General features: G+C 57.3%; 19 protein-coding genes. 7 read left to right on the plus strand and 12 right to left on the minus strand.

Annotated features, from left to right (window positions below; all coding sequences use genetic code 11):
• Positions 1 to 5 precede the first annotated feature (5 nt).
• The 5 genes from ribD to pgpA all read left to right on the plus strand — a co-directional run bounded on the left by ribD (position 6) and on the right by pgpA (position 3,642).
• Positions 6 to 1,109, plus strand: a complete 1,104-nt coding sequence (gene ribD / locus KFZ77_RS04470; protein ID WP_264386148.1) for a bifunctional diaminohydroxyphosphoribosylaminopyrimidine deaminase/5-amino-6-(5-phosphoribosylamino)uracil reductase RibD — start codon at positions 6 to 8, stop codon at positions 1,107 to 1,109.
• Between the two features lie 91 nt (positions 1,110 to 1,200).
• A complete protein-coding gene (gene ribH, locus KFZ77_RS04475; protein ID WP_031524257.1) occupies positions 1,201 to 1,671 on the plus strand; it encodes a 6,7-dimethyl-8-ribityllumazine synthase in 471 nt (156 codons plus the stop codon).
• Between the two features lie 19 nt (positions 1,672 to 1,690).
• Positions 1,691 to 2,110 (plus strand): transcription antitermination factor NusB, encoded by a 420-nt coding sequence (gene nusB / locus KFZ77_RS04480; protein WP_264385545.1) that lies wholly within the window; start codon positions 1,691 to 1,693, stop codon positions 2,108 to 2,110.
• 55 nt (positions 2,111 to 2,165) lie between these two features.
• Positions 2,166 to 3,146 carry a thiamine-phosphate kinase gene (gene thiL / locus KFZ77_RS04485; protein WP_031524261.1) on the plus strand — a complete coding sequence of 327 codons (981 nt, stop codon included), beginning with the start codon at positions 2,166 to 2,168 and terminating at the stop codon, positions 3,144 to 3,146.
• Positions 3,121 to 3,642: a phosphatidylglycerophosphatase A gene (pgpA, locus tag KFZ77_RS04490; protein ID WP_264385546.1), complete on the plus strand. Its 522-nt coding sequence runs from the start codon at positions 3,121 to 3,123 to the stop codon at positions 3,640 to 3,642. Before thiL ends, pgpA begins: the two co-directional genes overlap by 26 nt.
• Before the next feature lie 108 nt (positions 3,643 to 3,750).
• Here the strand turns inward: pgpA and dxs are convergent, their stop codons facing one another.
• The 3 genes from dxs to xseB all read right to left on the minus strand — a co-directional run bounded on the left by dxs (position 3,751) and on the right by xseB (position 6,830).
• On the minus strand, positions 3,751 to 5,613 hold the full coding sequence (gene dxs / locus KFZ77_RS04495; RefSeq protein ID WP_264385547.1) for a 1-deoxy-D-xylulose-5-phosphate synthase: 1,863 nt from the start codon (positions 5,611 to 5,613) through the stop codon (positions 3,751 to 3,753).
• 74 nt (positions 5,614 to 5,687) lie between these two features.
• On the minus strand, positions 5,688 to 6,587 hold the full coding sequence (gene ispA / locus KFZ77_RS04500) for a (2E,6E)-farnesyl diphosphate synthase (protein ID WP_264385548.1): 900 nt from the start codon (positions 6,585 to 6,587) through the stop codon (positions 5,688 to 5,690).
• Positions 6,588 to 6,830: an exodeoxyribonuclease VII small subunit gene (gene xseB / locus KFZ77_RS04505; protein WP_031524269.1), complete on the minus strand. Its 243-nt coding sequence runs from the start codon at positions 6,828 to 6,830 to the stop codon at positions 6,588 to 6,590.
• Between the two features lie 269 nt (positions 6,831 to 7,099).
• On the opposite strand from xseB, the gene thiI reads away from it, so the two are divergent.
• Positions 7,100 to 8,548, plus strand: coding sequence for a tRNA uracil 4-sulfurtransferase ThiI (gene thiI / locus KFZ77_RS04510; RefSeq protein WP_264385549.1), 1,449 nt, complete (start codon positions 7,100 to 7,102; stop codon positions 8,546 to 8,548).
• A gap of 39 nt (positions 8,549 to 8,587) precedes the next feature.
• Here the strand turns inward: thiI and yajL are convergent, their stop codons facing one another.
• Positions 8,588 to 9,181, minus strand: a complete 594-nt coding sequence (gene yajL / locus KFZ77_RS04515) for a protein deglycase YajL (protein ID WP_031524273.1) — start codon at positions 9,179 to 9,181, stop codon at positions 8,588 to 8,590.
• Positions 9,141 to 10,055, minus strand: a complete 915-nt coding sequence (gene panE / locus KFZ77_RS04520) for a 2-dehydropantoate 2-reductase (RefSeq protein WP_264385550.1) — start codon at positions 10,053 to 10,055, stop codon at positions 9,141 to 9,143. The genes yajL and panE overlap by 41 nt, the downstream gene beginning before the upstream one ends.
• A 139-nt stretch (positions 10,056 to 10,194) precedes the next feature.
• Here panE and KFZ77_RS04525 point away from each other — a divergent pair, with 139 nt between their 5' ends.
• Positions 10,195 to 10,686: a YajQ family cyclic di-GMP-binding protein gene (locus tag KFZ77_RS04525; protein ID WP_031524277.1), complete on the plus strand. Its 492-nt coding sequence runs from the start codon at positions 10,195 to 10,197 to the stop codon at positions 10,684 to 10,686.
• Positions 10,687 to 10,717: 31 nt separating this feature from the next.
• Here KFZ77_RS04525 and KFZ77_RS04530 read toward each other — a convergent pair whose 3' ends face one another.
• The 7 genes from KFZ77_RS04530 to ampG all read right to left on the minus strand — a co-directional run bounded on the left by KFZ77_RS04530 (position 10,718) and on the right by ampG (position 18,970).
• Positions 10,718 to 12,079, minus strand: a complete 1,362-nt coding sequence (locus tag KFZ77_RS04530; RefSeq protein WP_264385551.1) for an MFS transporter — start codon at positions 12,077 to 12,079, stop codon at positions 10,718 to 10,720.
• Between the two features lie 144 nt (positions 12,080 to 12,223).
• A complete protein-coding gene (cyoE, locus tag KFZ77_RS04535) occupies positions 12,224 to 13,111 on the minus strand; it encodes a heme o synthase (RefSeq protein WP_031524281.1) in 888 nt (295 codons plus the stop codon).
• Positions 13,112 to 13,122: 11 nt separating this feature from the next.
• On the minus strand, positions 13,123 to 13,452 hold the full coding sequence (locus KFZ77_RS04540; RefSeq protein WP_031524283.1) for a cytochrome o ubiquinol oxidase subunit IV: 330 nt from the start codon (positions 13,450 to 13,452) through the stop codon (positions 13,123 to 13,125).
• Positions 13,452 to 14,069, minus strand: a complete 618-nt coding sequence (locus tag KFZ77_RS04545; protein WP_031524285.1) for a cytochrome o ubiquinol oxidase subunit III — start codon at positions 14,067 to 14,069, stop codon at positions 13,452 to 13,454. Before KFZ77_RS04545 ends, KFZ77_RS04540 begins: the two co-directional genes overlap by 1 nt.
• Positions 14,059 to 16,050, minus strand: a complete 1,992-nt coding sequence (gene cyoB / locus KFZ77_RS04550; RefSeq protein ID WP_031524287.1) for a cytochrome o ubiquinol oxidase subunit I — start codon at positions 16,048 to 16,050, stop codon at positions 14,059 to 14,061. The genes KFZ77_RS04545 and cyoB overlap by 11 nt, the downstream gene beginning before the upstream one ends.
• A gap of 19 nt (positions 16,051 to 16,069) precedes the next feature.
• Complete coding sequence (gene cyoA / locus KFZ77_RS04555; protein WP_031524289.1) at positions 16,070 to 17,017, minus strand: cytochrome o ubiquinol oxidase subunit II; 948 nt, start codon at positions 17,015 to 17,017, stop codon at positions 16,070 to 16,072.
• Positions 17,018 to 17,482: 465 nt separating this feature from the next.
• On the minus strand, positions 17,483 to 18,970 hold the full coding sequence (gene ampG, locus KFZ77_RS04560) for a muropeptide MFS transporter AmpG (RefSeq protein WP_264385552.1): 1,488 nt from the start codon (positions 18,968 to 18,970) through the stop codon (positions 17,483 to 17,485).
• Positions 18,971 to 18,974 lie beyond the last annotated feature (4 nt).

The following is an 18,974-nucleotide window of genomic DNA, read 5'->3' on the forward strand; positions in this document are numbered from 1 at the left end:
TGACGATGCACGACGAAGTCTATATGGCGCGGGCGCTGCGCCTGGCCAGGCAGGGCATATTCACCACCCATCCTAATCCGCGCGTTGGCTGCGTCATTGTGCGCGACGGCGAGATAGTCGGGGAGGGCTTCCACTATCGCGCCGGTGAACCCCATGCCGAAGTACATGCCCTGCGCATGGCGGGCGAAAAAGCCCGTGGTGCCACGGCTTACGTCACGCTGGAACCCTGCAGCCATCATGGCCGCACCCCGCCGTGCTGCGAGGCGCTGATTGACGCAGGGGTCGCGCGCGTGGTTGCCGCGATGCAGGACCCAAATCCGCAGGTCGCCGGGCGCGGGCTTTACCGTCTGCAGCAGGCGGGCATTGAGGTCAGCCACGGCGTGATGATGAATGACGCCGAAGCGCTGAACCGCGGCTTCCTGAAGCGCATGCGCACCGGTTTTCCGTGGATCCGGTTGAAAATGGGGGCTTCGCTCGACGGGCGCACCGCGATGGCGAGCGGCGAGAGCCAGTGGATCACTTCTCCGGCGTCGCGTTGTGATGTTCAGCGTCTGCGCGCGCAAAGTCACGCTATCCTTACCAGCAGTGCCACCGTACTGGCAGACGATCCGGCGCTTACCGTGCGCTGGAACGAGCTGGGGGAAGAGACGCAGCAGCGTTATCCCGAGCGCGAACTGCGCCAGCCGCTGCGCATCGTTATTGACAGCAAGCATCGCGTTACGCCGGCTCACCGCATCGTTAACCAGCCGGGTGAAACCTGGCTTGCACGCCCCCACGCTGACCAGCAGGTCTGGCCAGAAGGGGTAGAGCAGTTTGTTGTGCCCGAGCATAACGGCCAGCTGGATCTGGTGCTGATGATGATGCAGCTCGGCAAACGCCAGATAAACAGCCTGTGGGTTGAGGCGGGTGCAACGCTTGCGGGCGCGCTGCTGCAGGCCGGGCTGGTGGATGAGCTTATTGTCTACGTCGCGCCGAAACTGCTGGGCGACGACGCCCGCGGCCTGTTCCGCCTGCCGGGCCTTGAGCGCCTGGCGGACGCGCCGGCATTGAAATTCAGCGAGATACGCCAGGTTGGTCCTGACGTCTGTCTCCATTTGACGCACGCCTGATACCAGGCTGTAAAACGTAAGCAGCGTCATTAAGTTTGTGGTAAAATCCGCCCCCCTGTATGTGGGGGCCAGAACCCCATTAAGGAAAAGTATGAACATTATTGAAGCCAACGTTGCCGCTCCGGACGCTCGCGTCGCCATCACCATCGCGCGTTTTAACAACTTCATCAACGACAGCCTGCTGGAAGGTGCTATCGATGCGCTCAAGCGTATCGGCCAGGTTAAAGATGAAAATATCACCGTGGTGTGGGTGCCAGGCGCTTACGAGCTGCCGCTGGCTGCGGAAGCGCTGGCGAAAACCGACAAGTACGACGCGGTCATCGCGCTCGGCACGGTGATCCGTGGCGGTACTGCGCACTTTGAATATGTCGCCGGTGGGGCCAGCAATGGTCTGGCAGGCGTTGCCCAGACAACCGGTATTCCGGTTGCGTTTGGCGTCCTGACCACCGAAAGCATCGAACAAGCCATCGAACGCGCTGGCACCAAAGCCGGTAACAAAGGTGCAGAAGCTGCACTGACCGCGCTTGAAATGATCAATGTATTGAAAGCCATCAAGGCCTGATTTTTGTAAGGGGAAATCCGTGAAACCTGCTGCTCGTCGCCGTGCCCGCGAGTGTGCCGTCCAGGCACTCTACTCCTGGCAGTTATCCAAAAACGACATCGCTGATGTTGAATATCAGTTCCTGGCGGAACAGGACGTCAGCGATGTTGACGTTAACTACTTCCGTGAACTGCTGACCGGAGTGGCGACTAACAGCGCATATCTCGACGGCCTGATGGCGCCGTACCTGTCGCGCCAGCTGGAAGAGCTGGGTCAGGTCGAGAGAGCGGTGCTGCGCATTTCGCTGTTCGAACTCGCCCGCCGTGACGATGTGCCGTACAAAGTGGCCATCAACGAAGGCATTGAGCTGGCGAAAACGTTCGGCGCAGAAGACAGCCATAAGTTCGTCAACGGCGTGCTCGATAAAGCCGCTCCGCAGATCCGCCCCCACAAAAAATAATCTCCAGGCCGGTTACGCCGGCCTTCTTCTTTACTCCTGCTGAGGCATTACGCGTATGGCATGCGGTGAGTTTTCTCTGATAGGCCGTTACTTTGACCGTGTCAGAACCTCGCGGCGCGATGTGGAAACCGGAATCGGTGATGACTGTGCATTACTGACCGTGCCGGACAAGCAGGTGCTCGCCATCAGCACCGATACCCTGGTGAGCGGCACCCATTTCTTACCGGATATCTCTCCCCGCGATCTTGGCTACAAAGCACTCGCAGTTAACGTCAGCGATCTGGCGGCGATGGGCGCCGATCCGGCGTGGCTGACGCTGGCATTAACGCTGCCCGAGGTGGATGAAGCCTGGCTGGAAGCGTTCAGCGACAGCCTGTTTGAGCAACTTAACTATTACGATATGCAGTTAATTGGCGGCGACACCACCCGTGGTCCGCTGTCGATGACGCTGGGTATTCACGGCTTCGTTCCGGCCGGACGGGCGCTGAAGCGCTCTGGCGCGAAGCCGGGCGACTGGATTTACGTCACCGGTACGCCCGGGGACAGTGCCGCCGGGCTGGCGATCCTGCAGCAGCGGTTGACAGTGGCCGACAGCAAGCAGTCGGCGTACCTGGTGCAGCGTCATCTGCGCCCGACGCCGCGCGTATTGCAGGGCCAGGCGCTGCGCGATCTCGCCAGCAGCGCCATCGATCTTTCCGACGGTCTGATCTCCGATCTCGGCCATATCCTCAAGGCCAGCGGTTGCGGGGCGCGTATCGATCTGGATGCGCTGCCGTATTCCGGGGCGTTCAGCGCTAACGTCGAACCGGAGCAGGCGCTGCGCTGGGCGCTCAGCGGCGGGGAAGACTATGAACTTTGCTTCACCGTGCCAGAGATCAACCGCGGCGCGCTGGACGTGGCGCTGGGCTATCTCGGCGTGCCCTTCACCTGCATCGGTCAGGTGATGGTGGCATCGGAAGGGCTGCGTTACACCCGTAATGGGGAACAGGTGACACTTGACTGGAAAGGCTATGACCACTTCAACGCCCCGGCGTAACAAAGACGTGGCGAAAGGCCGCCTGAGTTTACGTAATCCCTGGCATCTGCTGGCGACTGGCTTCGGCAGCGGGTTAAGCCCCTGGGTGCCAGGCACTATGGGGTCGCTTGCCGCTATCCCGTTCTGGTATCTGCTGACCCTGCTGCCGTGGCAGCTCTATTCCCTGGCGATTATGCTCGGCATTAGCATCGGGGTTTACCTCTGTCATCAGACCGCCCGCGATATGGGCGTGCACGATCACGGCAGTATCGTCTGGGACGAGTTTATCGGTATGTGGATCACCCTGATGGCGGTGCCGACCAGCGACTGGCAGTGGGTCGCCGCCGGGTTCGTGATTTTCCGTATTCTTGATATGTGGAAACCCTGGCCGATTCGCTGGTTCGACCGCAACGTGCATGGCGGGATGGGGATCATGGTGGACGATATTGTCGCGGGGGTGATCTCGGCGGGGATACTCTACTTCATCGGGCATCACTGGCCGATTGGTCTTATCTGAACGTAGCGCATCCACTATCGGATACGCAGCGGCGGCGGGTGCGCATGCTTACCCGCCCTACAGCACTAAACAAAAACGCCTCACATCGTGAGGCGTTTTTTTTGGCGCTTACGCCAGCCAGGCGCGGATTTTCGCTTCCATTCCGGCGGCATCGAGGCCGATTGCGGTTCGGGCTTCATCCTGCGTACCCTGCGGAATGAAGAAGTCCGGCAGGCCGAGGTTGAGCACCGGCACCGGGCGACGATGCGCCATCAGCACTTCGTTCACGCCGCTGCCGGCACCGCCCTGAATGGCGTTCTCTTCCACGGTGACCAGCACCTCGTGACGCGCGGCCATCTCCAGGATCAGCGCTTCATCCAGCGGTTTTACAAAGCGCATATCAACCAGCGTGGCGTTCATCGACTCCGCCACCTGCTGCGCTTCCGGCATCAGCGTACCGAAGTTGAGGATCGCGATCTTTTCGCCTTCGCGCTTCACCACGCCCTTACCCAGCGGCAGCTTCTGCATCGGCGACAGCGGTACGCCCAGCGCGTTACCGCGCGGATAGCGTACTGCGCTCGGGCCGTCGTTGTAGTGATAGCCGGTGTAGAGCATCAGGCGGCACTCGTCTTCGTTGCTCGGCGTCATCACCACCATGTTAGGGATGCAGCGCAGGAAGGAGAGATCGAATGCGCCCTGATGCGTCTGGCCGTCAGCACCGACGATCCCGGCGCGGTCAATGGCGAACAGCACCGGCAGGTTCTGGATCGCCACATCGTGGATCACCTGATCGTAGGCGCGCTGCAGGAACGTCGAGTAAATGGCGACCACCGGCTTATAGCCGCCAATGGCCAGACCCGCTGCAAAGGTCACCGCGTGCTGCTCGGCGATGGCGACATCAAAATACTGCGCCGGATATTTGCGTGAAAACTCTACCATGCCGGAGCCTTCGCGCATGGCCGGAGTCACCGCCATCAGCTTATCGTCAACGGCGGCGGTTTCGCACAGCCAGTCGCCGAAGATTTTTGAGTAGCTCGGCTGACCGCCGCTGCTTTTCGGCAGCTCACCGCTCAGCGGGTCAAATTTCGGCACCGCGTGGAAGGTGATAGGATCTTTTTCTGCCGGGGCGTAGCCGCGCCCTTTTTTGGTCATGATGTGCAGGAACTGCGGGCCTTTCAGGCCGCGCATATTTTTAAGCGTGTGCACCAGACCCAGCACGTCGTGACCGTCAACCGGGCCGATATAGTTAAAGCCCAGCTCTTCAAACAGCGTGCCCGGCACCACCATGCCTTTAATGTGCTCTTCGGTACGCTTCAGCAGCTCTTTGATCGGCGGTACCCCGGAGAAGACCTTTTTGCCGCCTTCGCGCAGGGTGGAGTAGAGCTTGCCGGAGAGCAGCTGGGCGAGGTGATTGTTCAACGCGCCGACGTTTTCAGAGATCGACATTTCGTTGTCGTTGAGCACCACCAGCATGTCGGGTTTTATATCCCCGGCGTGGTTCATAGCTTCAAACGCCATGCCCGCCGTGATGGCGCCGTCGCCGATCACGCACACGGTGCGGCGATCTTTCCCTTCTTTCTCCGCCGCCACCGCAATACCGATGCCGGCGCTGATGGAGGTTGATGAGTGGCCCACGCTCAGCACGTCATATTCGCTTTCACCGCGCCACGGGAACGGGTGCAGGCCATCTTTCTGACGAATGGTGCCGATGCGATCCCGGCGTCCGGTCAGAATTTTATGCGGATAGGCCTGGTGACCAACGTCCCAGATCAGCTGATCGAACGGGGTGTTATAGACGTAGTGCAGCGCTACGGTCAGCTCGACCGTACCCAGCCCGGAGGCGAAGTGACCGCTGGAACGGCTTACGCTATCCAGCAGGTAGCGACGCAGTTCGTCGCACAGCTTTGGCAGGCTCTCTTTCGGCAGCACGCGGAGCTCCTGTGCGGAGTCAACCAGTGCCAGGGTCGGGTATTTGGTTATATCAAAACTCATCAAGAGACTCATCGTGGTGTTGTACCCGCGCCGCCCGGTAGCGCAGGCGCAACCGGGGAGCGCAAATACAAACGTTATTTATCTCGCTGGATAATGTAATTCGCTAATGCTTCCAGAACCGTAGTATCTAACGACTGTGCAGCCAGCGTTTCTAGCGCCCTCAGGGCGTCTTCGTAGAGATCGCGAGCCTTAAGCTGGGCTTGCTCAAGACCCAGCAACGCCGGATAGGTGCTTTTGCCCAGCTCCTGGTCAGCACCCTGGCGTTTACCAAGGGTGGCAGTATCGCCCACCACATCCAGAATGTCATCCTGAACCTGGAACGCCAGGCCGATGCTCTCAGCATAGCGATCCAGCGCCGGCAGGGCTTCGCGACCGCGAATACCGGCGCTTAACGCGCCCAGTCGCACCGCCGCACGGATCAGCGCCCCGGTTTTATGACGGTGAATGCGCTCCAGCGCATCAAGCGCGACCTGCTGGCCTTCGGCACTGAGATCCAGCGCCTGACCGCCGCACATCCCCGCTACGCCGCTGGCCTGTGCCAGTTCGGAAACCATCGCCAGACGATCCTGCATGGCGACGCCTTCCATCGGTGCATCACTGAGTATAGAGAACGCCAGCGTTTGCAGCGCGTCACCCGCAAGAATTGCGCTCGCTTCGCCAAATTTAATGTGGCAGGTCGGCTGACCGCGGCGCAGATCGTCATCGTCCATCGCCGGCAGGTCGTCGTGGATCAGTGAATAGGCGTGAATACACTCAATGGCAGCCGCAGGCGCATCGAGCGTCTCCTGCTTCACGCCAAACATTTCGCCAGTGGCGTACACCAGGAAAGGGCGCAGGCGTTTACCGCCCAATAGTGCGCCATAGCGCATGGCCTCAACCAGCGGAGTGTTCTGAAACGGCAACGGGGCGATAAACCCCTGCAGCGCATCGTTGGCCCGCTCCACGCGGGCCTGCAACAGTTGGGATAAATCCATTTATTCAGCATCCGGCGTGAAGGGCGTTAGCGGGGCGTCTTCATTTTCAGACAGCAGGATCTGCACGCGCTGCTCGGCCTGCTGAAGCTTAACCTGTCCCTGACGAGCCAGCTGTACACCGCGTTCAAATTCATTCAGCGCATCTTCAAGCGGCAGGTCACCGCTTTCGAGGCGGGTGACAATCTGCTCAAGCTCCTGTAGGGCGGATTCAAAACTGGCAGGGAGGGCATTTTTTTTCGGCATAGTAACGTCTGGCTCTGTGGTTAATTTCATCGTCGCTTCAACATGGTAGCGAAGTCAGGATGATTAGCAAATGACAGCAACGGCGGGCGGCGGCGGCGGGAAAAGGGCACGAGTATGCGTAACATGCTGCGAAACGCGCGGGATTGTCTCTCTTCTCTGCCACTTTGCTGCAATTGGGTATATACTGGCGCGCTTACGATGCAGGGCTACTCTGCTCTGCGGTACCTCTTTTCACGCGCCCTCGGGCCTGCCAACGAACCATTGCCGCCATGAAGTTTATCATTAAATTGTTCCCGGAAATCACAATCAAGAGCCAATCTGTGCGATTGCGCTTCATTAAAATCCTGACCGGGAATATTCGTAACGTCCTGAAGTCTTATGAAGAAAATCTCGCCGTGGTGCGCCACTGGGACCATATCGTGGTGCGTGCCAAAAATGAGGCAGACGGCCCGGCGATCCGCGATGCGCTGACCCGCATTCCCGGCATCCATCACGTACTGGAAGTGGACGACGTCGAGTACAGCTCGCTGCATGACATCTACGAAAAAGCCTATGCCATGTACCACGAGCAGCTGGAAAACAAAACCTTCTGCGTGCGCGCGAAGCGACGCGGTAAGCATGAGTTTAGCTCGATTGAAGTAGAACGCTACGTCGGCGGCGGACTTAATCAGCACATTGATTCGGCGCGCGTGAAGCTGAAAGATCCTGACGTGACCGTGCATCTGGAGATCGAAGACGATCGCCTGCTGCTCATCAAGGCGCGCTACGAAGGTATCGGTGGCTTCCCGATCGGCACCCAGGAAGACGTGCTGTCGCTGATATCTGGCGGCTTCGACTCCGGCGTCTCCAGCTACATGCTGATGCGCCGCGGCTGCCGCGTGCACTACTGCTTCTTTAACCTTGGCGGCGCAGCCCATGAAATCGGCGTACGCCAGGTGGCGCACTACCTGTGGAACCGCTTTGGCAGCTCGCACCGCGTGCGTTTCGTGGCCATCAACTTCGAGCCGGTGGTGGGCGAAATTCTTGAGAAAGTGGACGACGGCCAGATGGGCGTGGTGCTCAAACGCATGATGGTGCGTGCCGCGTCTCAGGTTGCCGAGCGCTACGGCGTGCAGGCGCTGGTCACCGGTGAAGCGCTGGGCCAGGTGTCCAGCCAGACGCTGACCAACCTGCGCCTGATCGACGGCGTGTCCGATACGCTGATCCTGCGTCCGCTGATCTCGCACGACAAAGAGCACATCATCAATATCGCGCGTGAAATCGGCACCGAAGATTTCGCCCGCACCATGCCGGAATACTGCGGCGTGATTTCGAAAAGCCCGACCGTGAAAGCGGTGAAGGCGAAGATCGAAGCCGAAGAGCAAAACTTTGATTTCTCCATCCTCGATCAGGTGGTGCAGAGCGCGACAAATGTCGATATTCGCGAAATCGCGCAGCAGACCCAGCAGGAAGTAGTGGAAGTCGAGACCGTGACCGGCTTTGGCCCGAATGAGGTGATCCTCGACATTCGCTCCATCGACGAGCAGGATGATAAGCCGCTGCAAGTTGAAGGCGTGGACATCGCCTCGCTGCCGTTCTACAAGCTGAGCACCAAATTCGGCGATCTCGACCAGAGCAAAACCTATTTGCTGTGGTGCGAACGTGGGGTGATGAGCCGCCTGCAGGCGCTTTACCTTCATGAGCAGGGCTTCAAAAACGTCAAAGTTTACCGCCCCTAGTTCGTCATTTGCCCTCTCGTGCCGAGAGGGCAACCCGCCTCAATAATCCCGATAGCTGTAAATTCCCGCCGCCATCACCAGCTGCGAAGCGACCTCGTGCGCTTTCTCACGGCTGACCAGCAAATCAATGATCTTCAGCGCAAAATCCATTGCCGTGCCCGGCCCCTGGCTGGTGAGCAGGTTGACGCGCGGGTCCCACACGACGCGCTTATCCTGCCAGTGCGCATCGGGGATGGTGTCGCGCAGGCCGGGAAAGCCGGTCATGTTGGCGATGGGAAACAGGTTATGCGGCACCAGCACGGTGCCCGCGGCGGCGCAGATGGCCGCCACGATGCGCCCTGACAGATGAAATTGCCGCACGGTCTCTACCAGCAGCGGGCTATCGCGAAAGCACTCCGCACCCTTCAGGCCGCCCGGCAGCACGATAACATCGAAGTCGCCGTCGGCAACCTCAACCAGCGGCGCATCGGCCACCAGCTTCACCCCGCGCGAGCAGGTAATGATCAGCTCACCGTCGCTGGCCACGCTGGCGGTGGTAACGGCGATACCGCCACGCACCAGCAGATCGATGGTAGTGACCGCTTCGGTCTCTTCAGTTCCAGGGGCCAGACAGACCAGTGCCGAGGCGCTCATAGGCATTTTCCTTATGTTTGATCAGCTCATAGAGTCGGGCGTTTTCCGGGGTCGCGACGCCGTGGGCACGGGCGCGTCGCACCAGATACCCGGTGATATAGTCGATTTCGGTGCGCCGCTGCGCCCGGACATCCTGCAGCATAGAGGAGATATTTTCCCCGGTGCTGTCGATGACCTGCCACACCCAGGCCAGCAGGTCTTCCGGCGTCGTGTGATGATTTTCTCGCGCCATCACCTCTGCCACCTCATGGCAGACCCGCGCCACCTCATCCGGGTAAGCGCGCAGCTCACCATTCGGGCAGTTATACAGCGCGGTGAGCGGGTTGATAACGCAGTTGGCTGCCAGCTTGCGCCACGCCGGGGCGCGAATGTTATCGTGCCAGGCGACGTCCGGCAGGGCATCCTGCAGGATCCCGGCCAGAGCCGTATAATCCTGCGCCGCATCGCTAACCGGGCCGATATGGGTGGTGCCGTTAGCAACATGAATCACCGTATTGCCGTCGCGTCGTGCCGCGTGGGTAGTCACCCCCAACAGCAGCGGCTGCGCGATGCCGCGCAGCTCCTCCATCGTGCCCATGCCGTTATGCATCAGCAGGATGGGGGTAGGCGCCGGGAGAAGCGGCGCAAGGTTTTTCACCCCATCCGACACCTGCCAGGCTTTTAACGTCACCAGCAGCAGCTCGCTGCGCTGGAGGTGAGCAGGATCGTTAGCGGGAACGCTCTGGACGATCAGCTCGCCGTCTGTACCCGTAACCCGCAGATGAAAGTGTGACTGTGGCACCCGCAGCCAGCCCTGCACCTCATGGCCCTGCCTGAGCAGGGCGGCAAGCCAGACCTGACCCAGCGCACCGCAGCCCAGTACGGTAATGTTCATGCTTCCTCCCGCCGGCAACGGTGCCTGGCAGATGTTCTACAGTCAATAGTAGCCATTTCGGCCAGGTCGCCGGGAACAAGTTGTTTTATGTAGTGTTGTGGGTATTATGCAACGCACAACCAGAGAGGGAGAAATAAACATGCCATCTTTTGACATCGTATCTGAGATCGATCTGCAGGAAGTGAGCAACGCCGTTGATAACGCAACGCGCGAACTCGATACCCGTTTCGATTTTCGCGGCGTAACCGCGACGTTTGAACTGAACGATAAAAACAAGACCATCAAAGTGCTGAGTGAATCAGATTTCCAGGTAAACCAGCTGCTGGATATTCTGCGCGCTAAGCTGCTGAAACGCGGCATTGAAGGGGCATCGCTTGATGTGCCGGAAGAGTTTGAGCACAGCGGCAAGAACTGGAGCGTGGAAGCCAAACTGAAGCAGGGGATTGAAGCCTCGGTGGCGAAGAAAATCGTCAAGCTGATCAAAGACAGCAAGCTGAAAGTGCAGACCCAGATTCAGGGCGAAGAGATCCGCGTAACCGGAAAATCCCGCGACGACCTGCAGTCGGTAATGGCGCTGGTGCGCGGTGGCAATCTGGGGCAGCCATTCCAGTTCAAAAACTTCCGCGATTAATAAGAAACAGGGCCGAAGCGGCCCTGTTTTTTTATGCGCGCAGCGCCTGTTCCACGTTATAGCGGTTCGTGACTTTGGTATCGATCTTCACGTACACGCTGTGTTCATCCGGCGCGACCAGCACCTCGCGCACGCCATCCTGCTTCATCAGCTGCGCTTCCAGCGCCGCGTCCGCTGCAACGTCTTCCGGTAACGCGACGCGCAGGCTGCTGACGTAGGGCGGCTCCTGCATCGTCATACTGACCAGCAGCCACACCGTAGCCAGCAGCGCACCCACCAGGAACACGGTTTGCGGGTCGAAGAAGCCGTCAATCCAGCCTGCCAGGGAACCGCCCACCGCCACGCCCAGAAACTGGCTGGTGGAGTAGATGCCCATTGCCGTGCCTTTGTAGCCTGCCGGCGACTCTTTACTGATAAGCGACGGCAGCAGGGCTTCCATCAGGTTAAACGCCATAAAGAACAGCTGGACGCCGATTACCAGCTCCCAGAAGTGCGGACCCGCGCCCCAGAGCACGATCTCGGCAATCAGCAGCAGCGCCACGCAGAAGATGAACACGCGCTTCATGCGGCGTCTGGCTTCGGCATAAATGATAAACGGCACCACCGACACAAACGAGATCAGCATGGTAAACAGGTAAATCTTCCAGTGCTGTTCGGTGGGGAAGCCCGCCTGGGCCAGCTGGCCGGGAAGGGCGACGAAGGTCGACATCAGCAGAATATGCAGACAGAAGATGCCGAAGTTGAGTTTCAGCAGTTTCGGGTTCGCCATTACCTGGCTAAAGCAGCCCTTTACCATCCCGGACTCACGGTTCAGGACGTGCGTTTTGCTGCTCGGTACCACCCACAGCGTCAGGACGATGCCAGTACAGGCGAGGCCAGCCATCATCCAGAACAGGGCGTGCAGGCCCAGCGCGTGGGTAATAATTGGCCCCAGTACCATAGCGATGGCGAACGTAATACCGAAGCTGACGCCGATAAACGCCATCGCTTTAGTGCGGTTCTGTTCGCGCGTGAGGTCAGAAAGCAGCGCCATCACCGCAGCAGAAATCGCCCCGGAGCCTTGCAGCGCGCGGCCCAGCACAATGCCCCAGATAGAGTCGCTGAGCGCGGCCACCAGGCTACCGATAACGAAGATGGCCAGCCCGCCGACAATCAGTGGTTTACGCCCGACGCGATCGGAAATCAGGCCGAAGGGGATCTGGAACAGCGCCTGCGCCAGACCATAAATACCAATCGCCAGGCCAATCAGCGCTTCACTGGCACCCTGCAGGGCCATGCCGTAAGTTGTGAGCACCGGCAGCACCATAAACATGCCCAGCATGCGCAGGGAGAAAACGGTCCCTAAGCCCCATGTCGCGCGCAGTTCCAGCGGCGTCATTTTGTTATCGTTCATTACCACCTCAGAAAAAAAGCCGGACATAGTGTAGTGCGGGGGGAGGGGAGGGTAAATCATTGCCTGGTGTTAAAATGTTACCAGTGAGCAATAAGCGCACAAAATAAAAAAGGGTGCCGAAGCACCCTTTTGACGTCGTCTGTATTACCAGACGTAGGTCAGCAGATTTTGCGAATCCGGTACCATAAAGTCCACGGACATCATCACGCTCAGCGAGGTGATGGCGACAATCGAGAAGACGAACAGCTTGCGCGCCCACACTTTGTCGTTTTCGGTTTTATAGCCACGCAGGGCCATACCGAGCCACCACACGCTGACCGCCGCTGCCACGATCAGATATTTATATCCGGCGTAGCCCCCAAGCGTCAGCATCAGGGTTGCGACAGCAAACGCAACGATGTAGAGCGTAATGTGGTTCTTGGCAACTGAGATCCCCTTCACCACCGGCAGCACCGGGATGTTTGCAGCCTGATAATCCTTGAAGCGGAAAATCGCGATTGCGTAGGAGTGCGGCATCTGCCAGAGGCTGAAAATCGCCAGCAGGATCAGCGCGCCGCTATCAAACTCATTGGTTACCGCGCAGTAGCCAATAACCGGCGGCGCAGCGCCGGAAAGGCTACCAATCAGGGTGCCGTAGACCGACTTGCGCTTCATATAGAGGCTGTAAACCCCAACATAAACCACGAAGCCCATCACCCCCAGCCAGCAGGCCAGCGGATTAGCACCGAACCACAGCAGCATAAAGCCAGCAATACCCAACAAGGTTGCATACACCAGCGATACTTTCGCAGAGATCAGTCCCATAACCAGGACGCGATTCCTTGTCCTCTCCATCTTGCAGTCGATGTCACGGTCGATGTAGTTGTTAAACACACAACCGGACGCGACGACCAGCGACACGCCAACCAGCGTGCTGAGGAAGAGGGGATAATCAATGCTGCCTTTAGAGGCCAGCAAAAATCCCCCGATGACAGAAATTAAATTCCCGAAAATAATTCCTGGTTTTGTTACTTGCAGGTATTGCTTAATCATACTCGCCGCTCTTAGTGAACCATCATGTTGTAATTCAGGTTCCACATAATCCAGATAGAGCCTGCTACGACGATAGCGATAATCAGCAAGGTAAAGACAAAGGCTACCAGGTTCCAGCGCTCCTCAGAGGAGGCGTTCATGTGCAGGAAGCACACCAGGTGAACCAGAATCTGAACAACGGCTGTAATCACTACCACAGCTACAAGGGTGCCGTGAGAGGCGGAGCCGTTCATCACCATCAGGAACGGGATCGCCGTCAGGATGACCGACAGAACAAACCCGACCAGATAGGTCTTAACGCCACCGTGATGAGCGCCGTTGTGATCGGTTGAATGACTCATTACATCGCCCCCATCAGATAGACTACAGAGAACACGCAGATCCATACCACATCGAGGAAGTGCCAGAACATGCTCAGGCACATCAGACGCGCACGGTTAGTGCTGGTCAGACCGCGACGGGACACGTGGAACATCATCAGCGCCATCCAGATCAGACCGGAAGTCACGTGCAGACCGTGGGTACCAACCAGCGCGAAGAACGCTGACAGGAAGCCGCTACGATCCGGGCCGTAACCCAGAGAGATCAAATGATGGAACTCATAGATTTCCATCGCGATGAAGCCCGCACCGAACAGGAACGTCAGTGCCAGCCAGGCTTGAACCTGGCCGGTATTGTTCTTGTTCATGGCAATCATTGCCATGCCGTAGGTGATGGAGCTGAACAGCAGCAGGGCAGTTTCAACCGCAACGAACGGCAGTTCAAAGATATCCTTGCCGCTCGGGCCACCTGCTGTGCCGTTCACCAGAACGGCATAGGTTGCGAACAGACATGCAAACAGAATGCAGTCGCTCATCAGGTAGATCCAGAAGCCGAACACTTTGTTCGCCCCTGCATCGTGGTGCCCATGTTCATGGCTGCCATGGGCCAGCGCGTGGTTAATGCTATCAGTTGACATTTTTCAGCCCTGCTTTGGTAATTTCTTCGAAGTGCTGGTTTTCCAGTTTTTCGACAGTGGCTACTGGTACGTAGTAATCCACGTCCTCGTCGAAGCTTTTCGCAATCCAGGTGATAACGATACCGGCAAAGCCCAGAATCGCCAGCCACCAGATATGCCAGATCATGGCGAAACCAAAGATGGTGCTGAATGCGCCAATGAAGATACCCGCAGCGCTGTTTTTCGGCATATGAATCTCTTCATAGTGCGCAGGCTGCTTATACGCTTCACCTTTTTCTTTCATTTCCCAGAAGGCATCACGCTCGTGAATTTCAGGAACCACAGCGAAGTTGTAGAACGCCGGCGGAGAAGAGGTTGCCCACTCCAGCGTACGGCCACCCCACGGGTCTCCGGTCAGGTCACGGTTCTGATCGCGGTCACGGATACTTACGTAGATCTGAATGATGATGCTCAGGATACCGCAGGCAATCAGCAGGGCACCGATCTCAGCCACAATCATCAGCGTGTGGAACTGCGGGTCGATGTTCTGGCTGATACGACGGGTCATACCCATGAAGCCCAGCGCGTACAGCGGCATAAAGGTCACGAAGAAGCCGATGATCCAGAACCAGAAGGCGCGTTTACCCCATTTCTCGTTCATGGTGTAACCAAACGCTTTCGGCCACCAGTAGGTCATACCAGCGAAGCAACCAAATACCACACCACCGATAATCACGTTATGGAAGTGCGCAATCAGGAACAGACTGTTGTGCAGTACGAAGTCCGCGCCCGGTACCGCCAGCAGTACGCCGGTCATACCACCGATAGAGAAGGTGACGATGAAGCCGATAGTCCACAGCATCGCTGAGTGGAACTGAATACGGCCCTGGTACATGGTAAACAGCCAGTTGAAGATCTTCACCCCGGTCGGGATAGCGATAATCATCGTGGTGATACCGAAGAAGGCGTTTACGTTCGCGCCGCTGCCCATGGTGAAGAAGTGGTGCAGCCATACGATGAACGACAGCACGGTAATCGCGATGGTCGCCCACACCAGGGAGGTGTAACCGAACAGACGTTTTCTTGAGAAGGTCGCGGCAATCTCAGAGAACACACCGAATACCGGCAGAACCAGAATGTAAACTTCCGGATGACCCCAGGCCCAGATCAGGTTGACATACATCATCATGTTGCCACCCATATCGTTGGTAAAGAAATGGGTACCCAGATAACGGTCAAGCGTCAGCAGCGCAATGGTAACGGTCAGAATCGGGAAGGAGACGATAATCAGGACGTTAGTACAGAGTGACGCCCAGGTGAATACCGGCATTTTAAACATCGTCATGCCCGGCGCACGCATGCGCAGGATGGTGACGAAGAAGTTAATACCGGTCAGCGTCGTACCAATACCTGACAGCTGTAGACTCCAGATCCAGTAGTCAACCCCAACTCCCGGACTGTACTCCAGCCCCGAAAGCGGCGGATAGGCCACCCAACCGGTCTGTGCGAACTCGCCCACGCCCAGAGAGACGTTGACCAGAACCACACCTACCACGGTGAACCAGAAGCTCAGGTTGTTCAGGAACGGATAGGCTACGTCGCGCGCGCCAATCTGCAGCGGAACCACAATGTTCATCAGACCAATGACGAACGGCATCGCCACGAAGAAGATCATGATAACGCCGTGGGCGGTAAAGATCTGATCGTAGTGATGAGGTGGTAAGAAGCCCGCTTCACCCGCCGAGGCGAGCAGCTGCTGGGTACGCATCATGATGGCATCCGCGAAACCACGGACCAGCATCACGATAGCGACGAGGATATACATAATCCCCAGACGTTTGTGGTCTACCGAAGTAAGCCACTCATTCCATAGATAGGACCACTTACCGAAGTAAGTGATCGCTGCGACTAACGCCAGGCCTCCGACGAGAATCGCTGCAATCGTAACCATGATAATCGGCTCATGGTACGGAACTGCATCCAGTGTAAGTTTTCCGAACATCGTATTATTCCTCGGCCCCTTAGTGAGAGGTTTCCGCGTGATTCATGTCCATGCCTTCCATACCTTCATGAGAAGCATGCTTCCCTTCAGGCTGGGTCACGTCCATGCTCTTCCCGTGGCCCATGAATTTGTTAATAACATCTTTGAACAAATCAGGTTTCACACTGGAGAAGTATTCGACTTTGTTGTATTCGCTCGGAGCTGCCAGCTTCTCATACGCGGTCATGTCGTTCATGACATTAGGCGACTGTTTCGCTTTCGCTACCCACTGGTTGAAGGTTTCGTTATCCGGTGTGGCAATTGCCTTGAATTTCATACCGGAGAAGCCTGCACCACTGTAGTTCGCAGAAATACCGTCGAAGGTGCCGGGTTCATTCGCAATCAGGTGCAGTTTGGTCTGCATACCTGCCATTGCGTAGATCTGGCTACCCAGGCGCGGAATAAAGAAGGAGTTCATTACCGAGTTTGAGGTAATTTTGAATTCCACTGGCGTGTTAGCCGGGAACGCAATCTCGTTTACCGTCGCGATGCCCTGCTCCGGATAGATAAAGAACCATTTCCAGTCCATAGCGATAACTTCGATGGTAACCGGCTTCGCGTCATGAACCAGCGGTTTGCCAGGTTCAAGTTCGTGAGTGGTTTTCCAGGTCAGTACCGCCAGGAAGATAATGATGAGGATCGGAATGGTCCAAACCACAGCTTCAACTTTGTTCGAGTGCGACCAGTTGGGGCTGTATTTGGCATCCTTGTTCGATGCCCGATATTTCCAGGCAAAGCCGATAGCCATCACGATAGCGGGAATCACGACAATCAACATCAGCCCAAGAGCCGTCAGTATCAACGAACGTTGTTCCAGTCCAATCTGTCCTTTGGGATTAAGAAGTGCAGCATCGCAGCCACTGAGTAAAACAGTGCCCGCGAGTAAGGACATCCATCCCAAACATTTATTGTATTTCCTGAGTCTCATTTAACGACCTCAATTCCACAGGGATCTGGTGGCGTTTAAAGTGTGCGGGCATTTTACGGGAAGGTTACATTACTGTAAACATGATTGGCTCAGTGTCAGTAAGGTGTTGCCGGGTTCTGCCAGATTTGTCACAGCAATGACCGCCTGTAACCAAAGGTAAGCTGCAAGCCGCGCCAGATGGGCTTTATAACAAAACAGGTATTAAAAGCAAGGATATGGGCTGGATTGCTCTAAAGGTCAAAAATAATGCACAAATAATTAACAACCCAGCAGCAAATAAAAACATTCATTAAACCAAATATTAATCGAGCGTGAGCTGAATCGTGTAAGGAAAAAATATCCTTGACCGACTTTGATTATTTCAATCGCTTAATTAAGCGCACAAATGAACAACTAATATTTTATTTAAGTGGTCAACTTTTGCTCAGATTAATTCAGCGTGGCAATAATAACTATTAGCGAAAGTTAATTATTTAGTTCGCTACTATTTTCCCGACGCAGTGCGACGGCATCCAGTATGCAGCCAGTCACGAAAGCGAGCCCTGCCAGTATCGCACCCGCCTCAAGCAAGACCGTGTCCAGCGAGGTTGCCGTGATGTTCAGGGCATTAGCTATCAGCAATACCAGCCAGCCGGCGACTAACAGGGCCGCGACGGCCAGCAGCGATACCGCCGCTTTATAGCCTCGCGCGAAGTGACGTCGCGGCAGGAAGCTACCGGTGCGCTGGGTGTACTCCAGCGTCTGGCGGCACACGATGAGAAGCACCAGCCCCGGCATCGCGGCGAAGACCGAGAACAGATAAAACAGCGGCCAGCCGTGAGCTTCGACAAACCAACCCGCTACCGGGCCAACATAGACGCGCCCGACGGCAGCCAGGGCAGAGAGCAGCGCGAATTGCGTAGCGGAAAACGACAGGTTGCACAGCGTCATCAGTAAGGCTACGAACGCCGCAGTTCCCATCCCGCCGCACAGGTTTTCGAAAAACACCGCGCCGGCCATGGTGTAAATACTTTTTGCACTGATGGCGAGCAGCCAGTAACCCGCATTAGAAACGCCCTGCAGGATCCCGAACAGCAGCAGGGCGCGGAACAGCGACAAGCGCTGCATCAGGATCCCGCCGTAGAGCGCCCCAATAATGGTGGCAAACAGCCCGAGCGTCTTGTTGACCATGCCGACTTCACCGGCATCAAAACCGACACCGCGAATCAGGAAGGTGGTGGTAAGCGACATGGCGAAAGCATCGCCCAGCTTATACAGCACGATCAGCATCAGAATCAGCCAGGCATTGTTGCGCCCGAAGAAATCGCGCAGGGGTGCCATCACCGCCTGCTCCAGCGTTCGCGGCACCGGCGCGTCCACTGCCGGCTCGGGGGCCATCAGGGTTGCGATAATGCACGGGATAAGCAGAGCGGCCATCAGCCAGTACATCCCCTGCCAGCCGAGATAGTTATCCGCCAGCCACAGCGCCAGTCCGCCCGAGGCCAGCATCGCCAGCCGGTAACCCAGCACGCTTATCGCCGCGCCCGCGCCTCGCTCTTCAGCAGGCAGCACATCGGTTTTCCAGGCATCGAACACGATGTCCTGGGAGGCCGAGCAGAAAGCGATAACCACAGCCAGCGCCGCCATCCAGCGCAGATCGGTTGACGGCTCAAGAAAGCCCATACCCGCAATCGCCACCAGCAGCAGAAGCTGGGTGATCAACAGCCAGCCGCGACGGCGGCCTAAGAAAGGCGGCACGTAGCGATCCATCATCGGTGACCAGAGGAATTTGAACACGTAGGCCTGACCCACCAGCGAGAAGAAGCCGATGGTTTTCAGGTCAACGTTTTCCACGGTCATCCATGCCTGTAGCGTGCCGGAGGTCAGCGCCAGCGGCAGCCCTGAGGCGAAGCCCAGGATGAGCAAAATGACGGATTTAGGATGCTGAAAAAAGCGTAATGAGAGACTGGACATAGAG

Source organism: Siccibacter colletis, from assembly GCF_025914095.1.
GTDB classification, from domain to species: Bacteria; Pseudomonadota; Gammaproteobacteria; order Enterobacterales; family Enterobacteriaceae; genus Siccibacter; species Siccibacter colletis.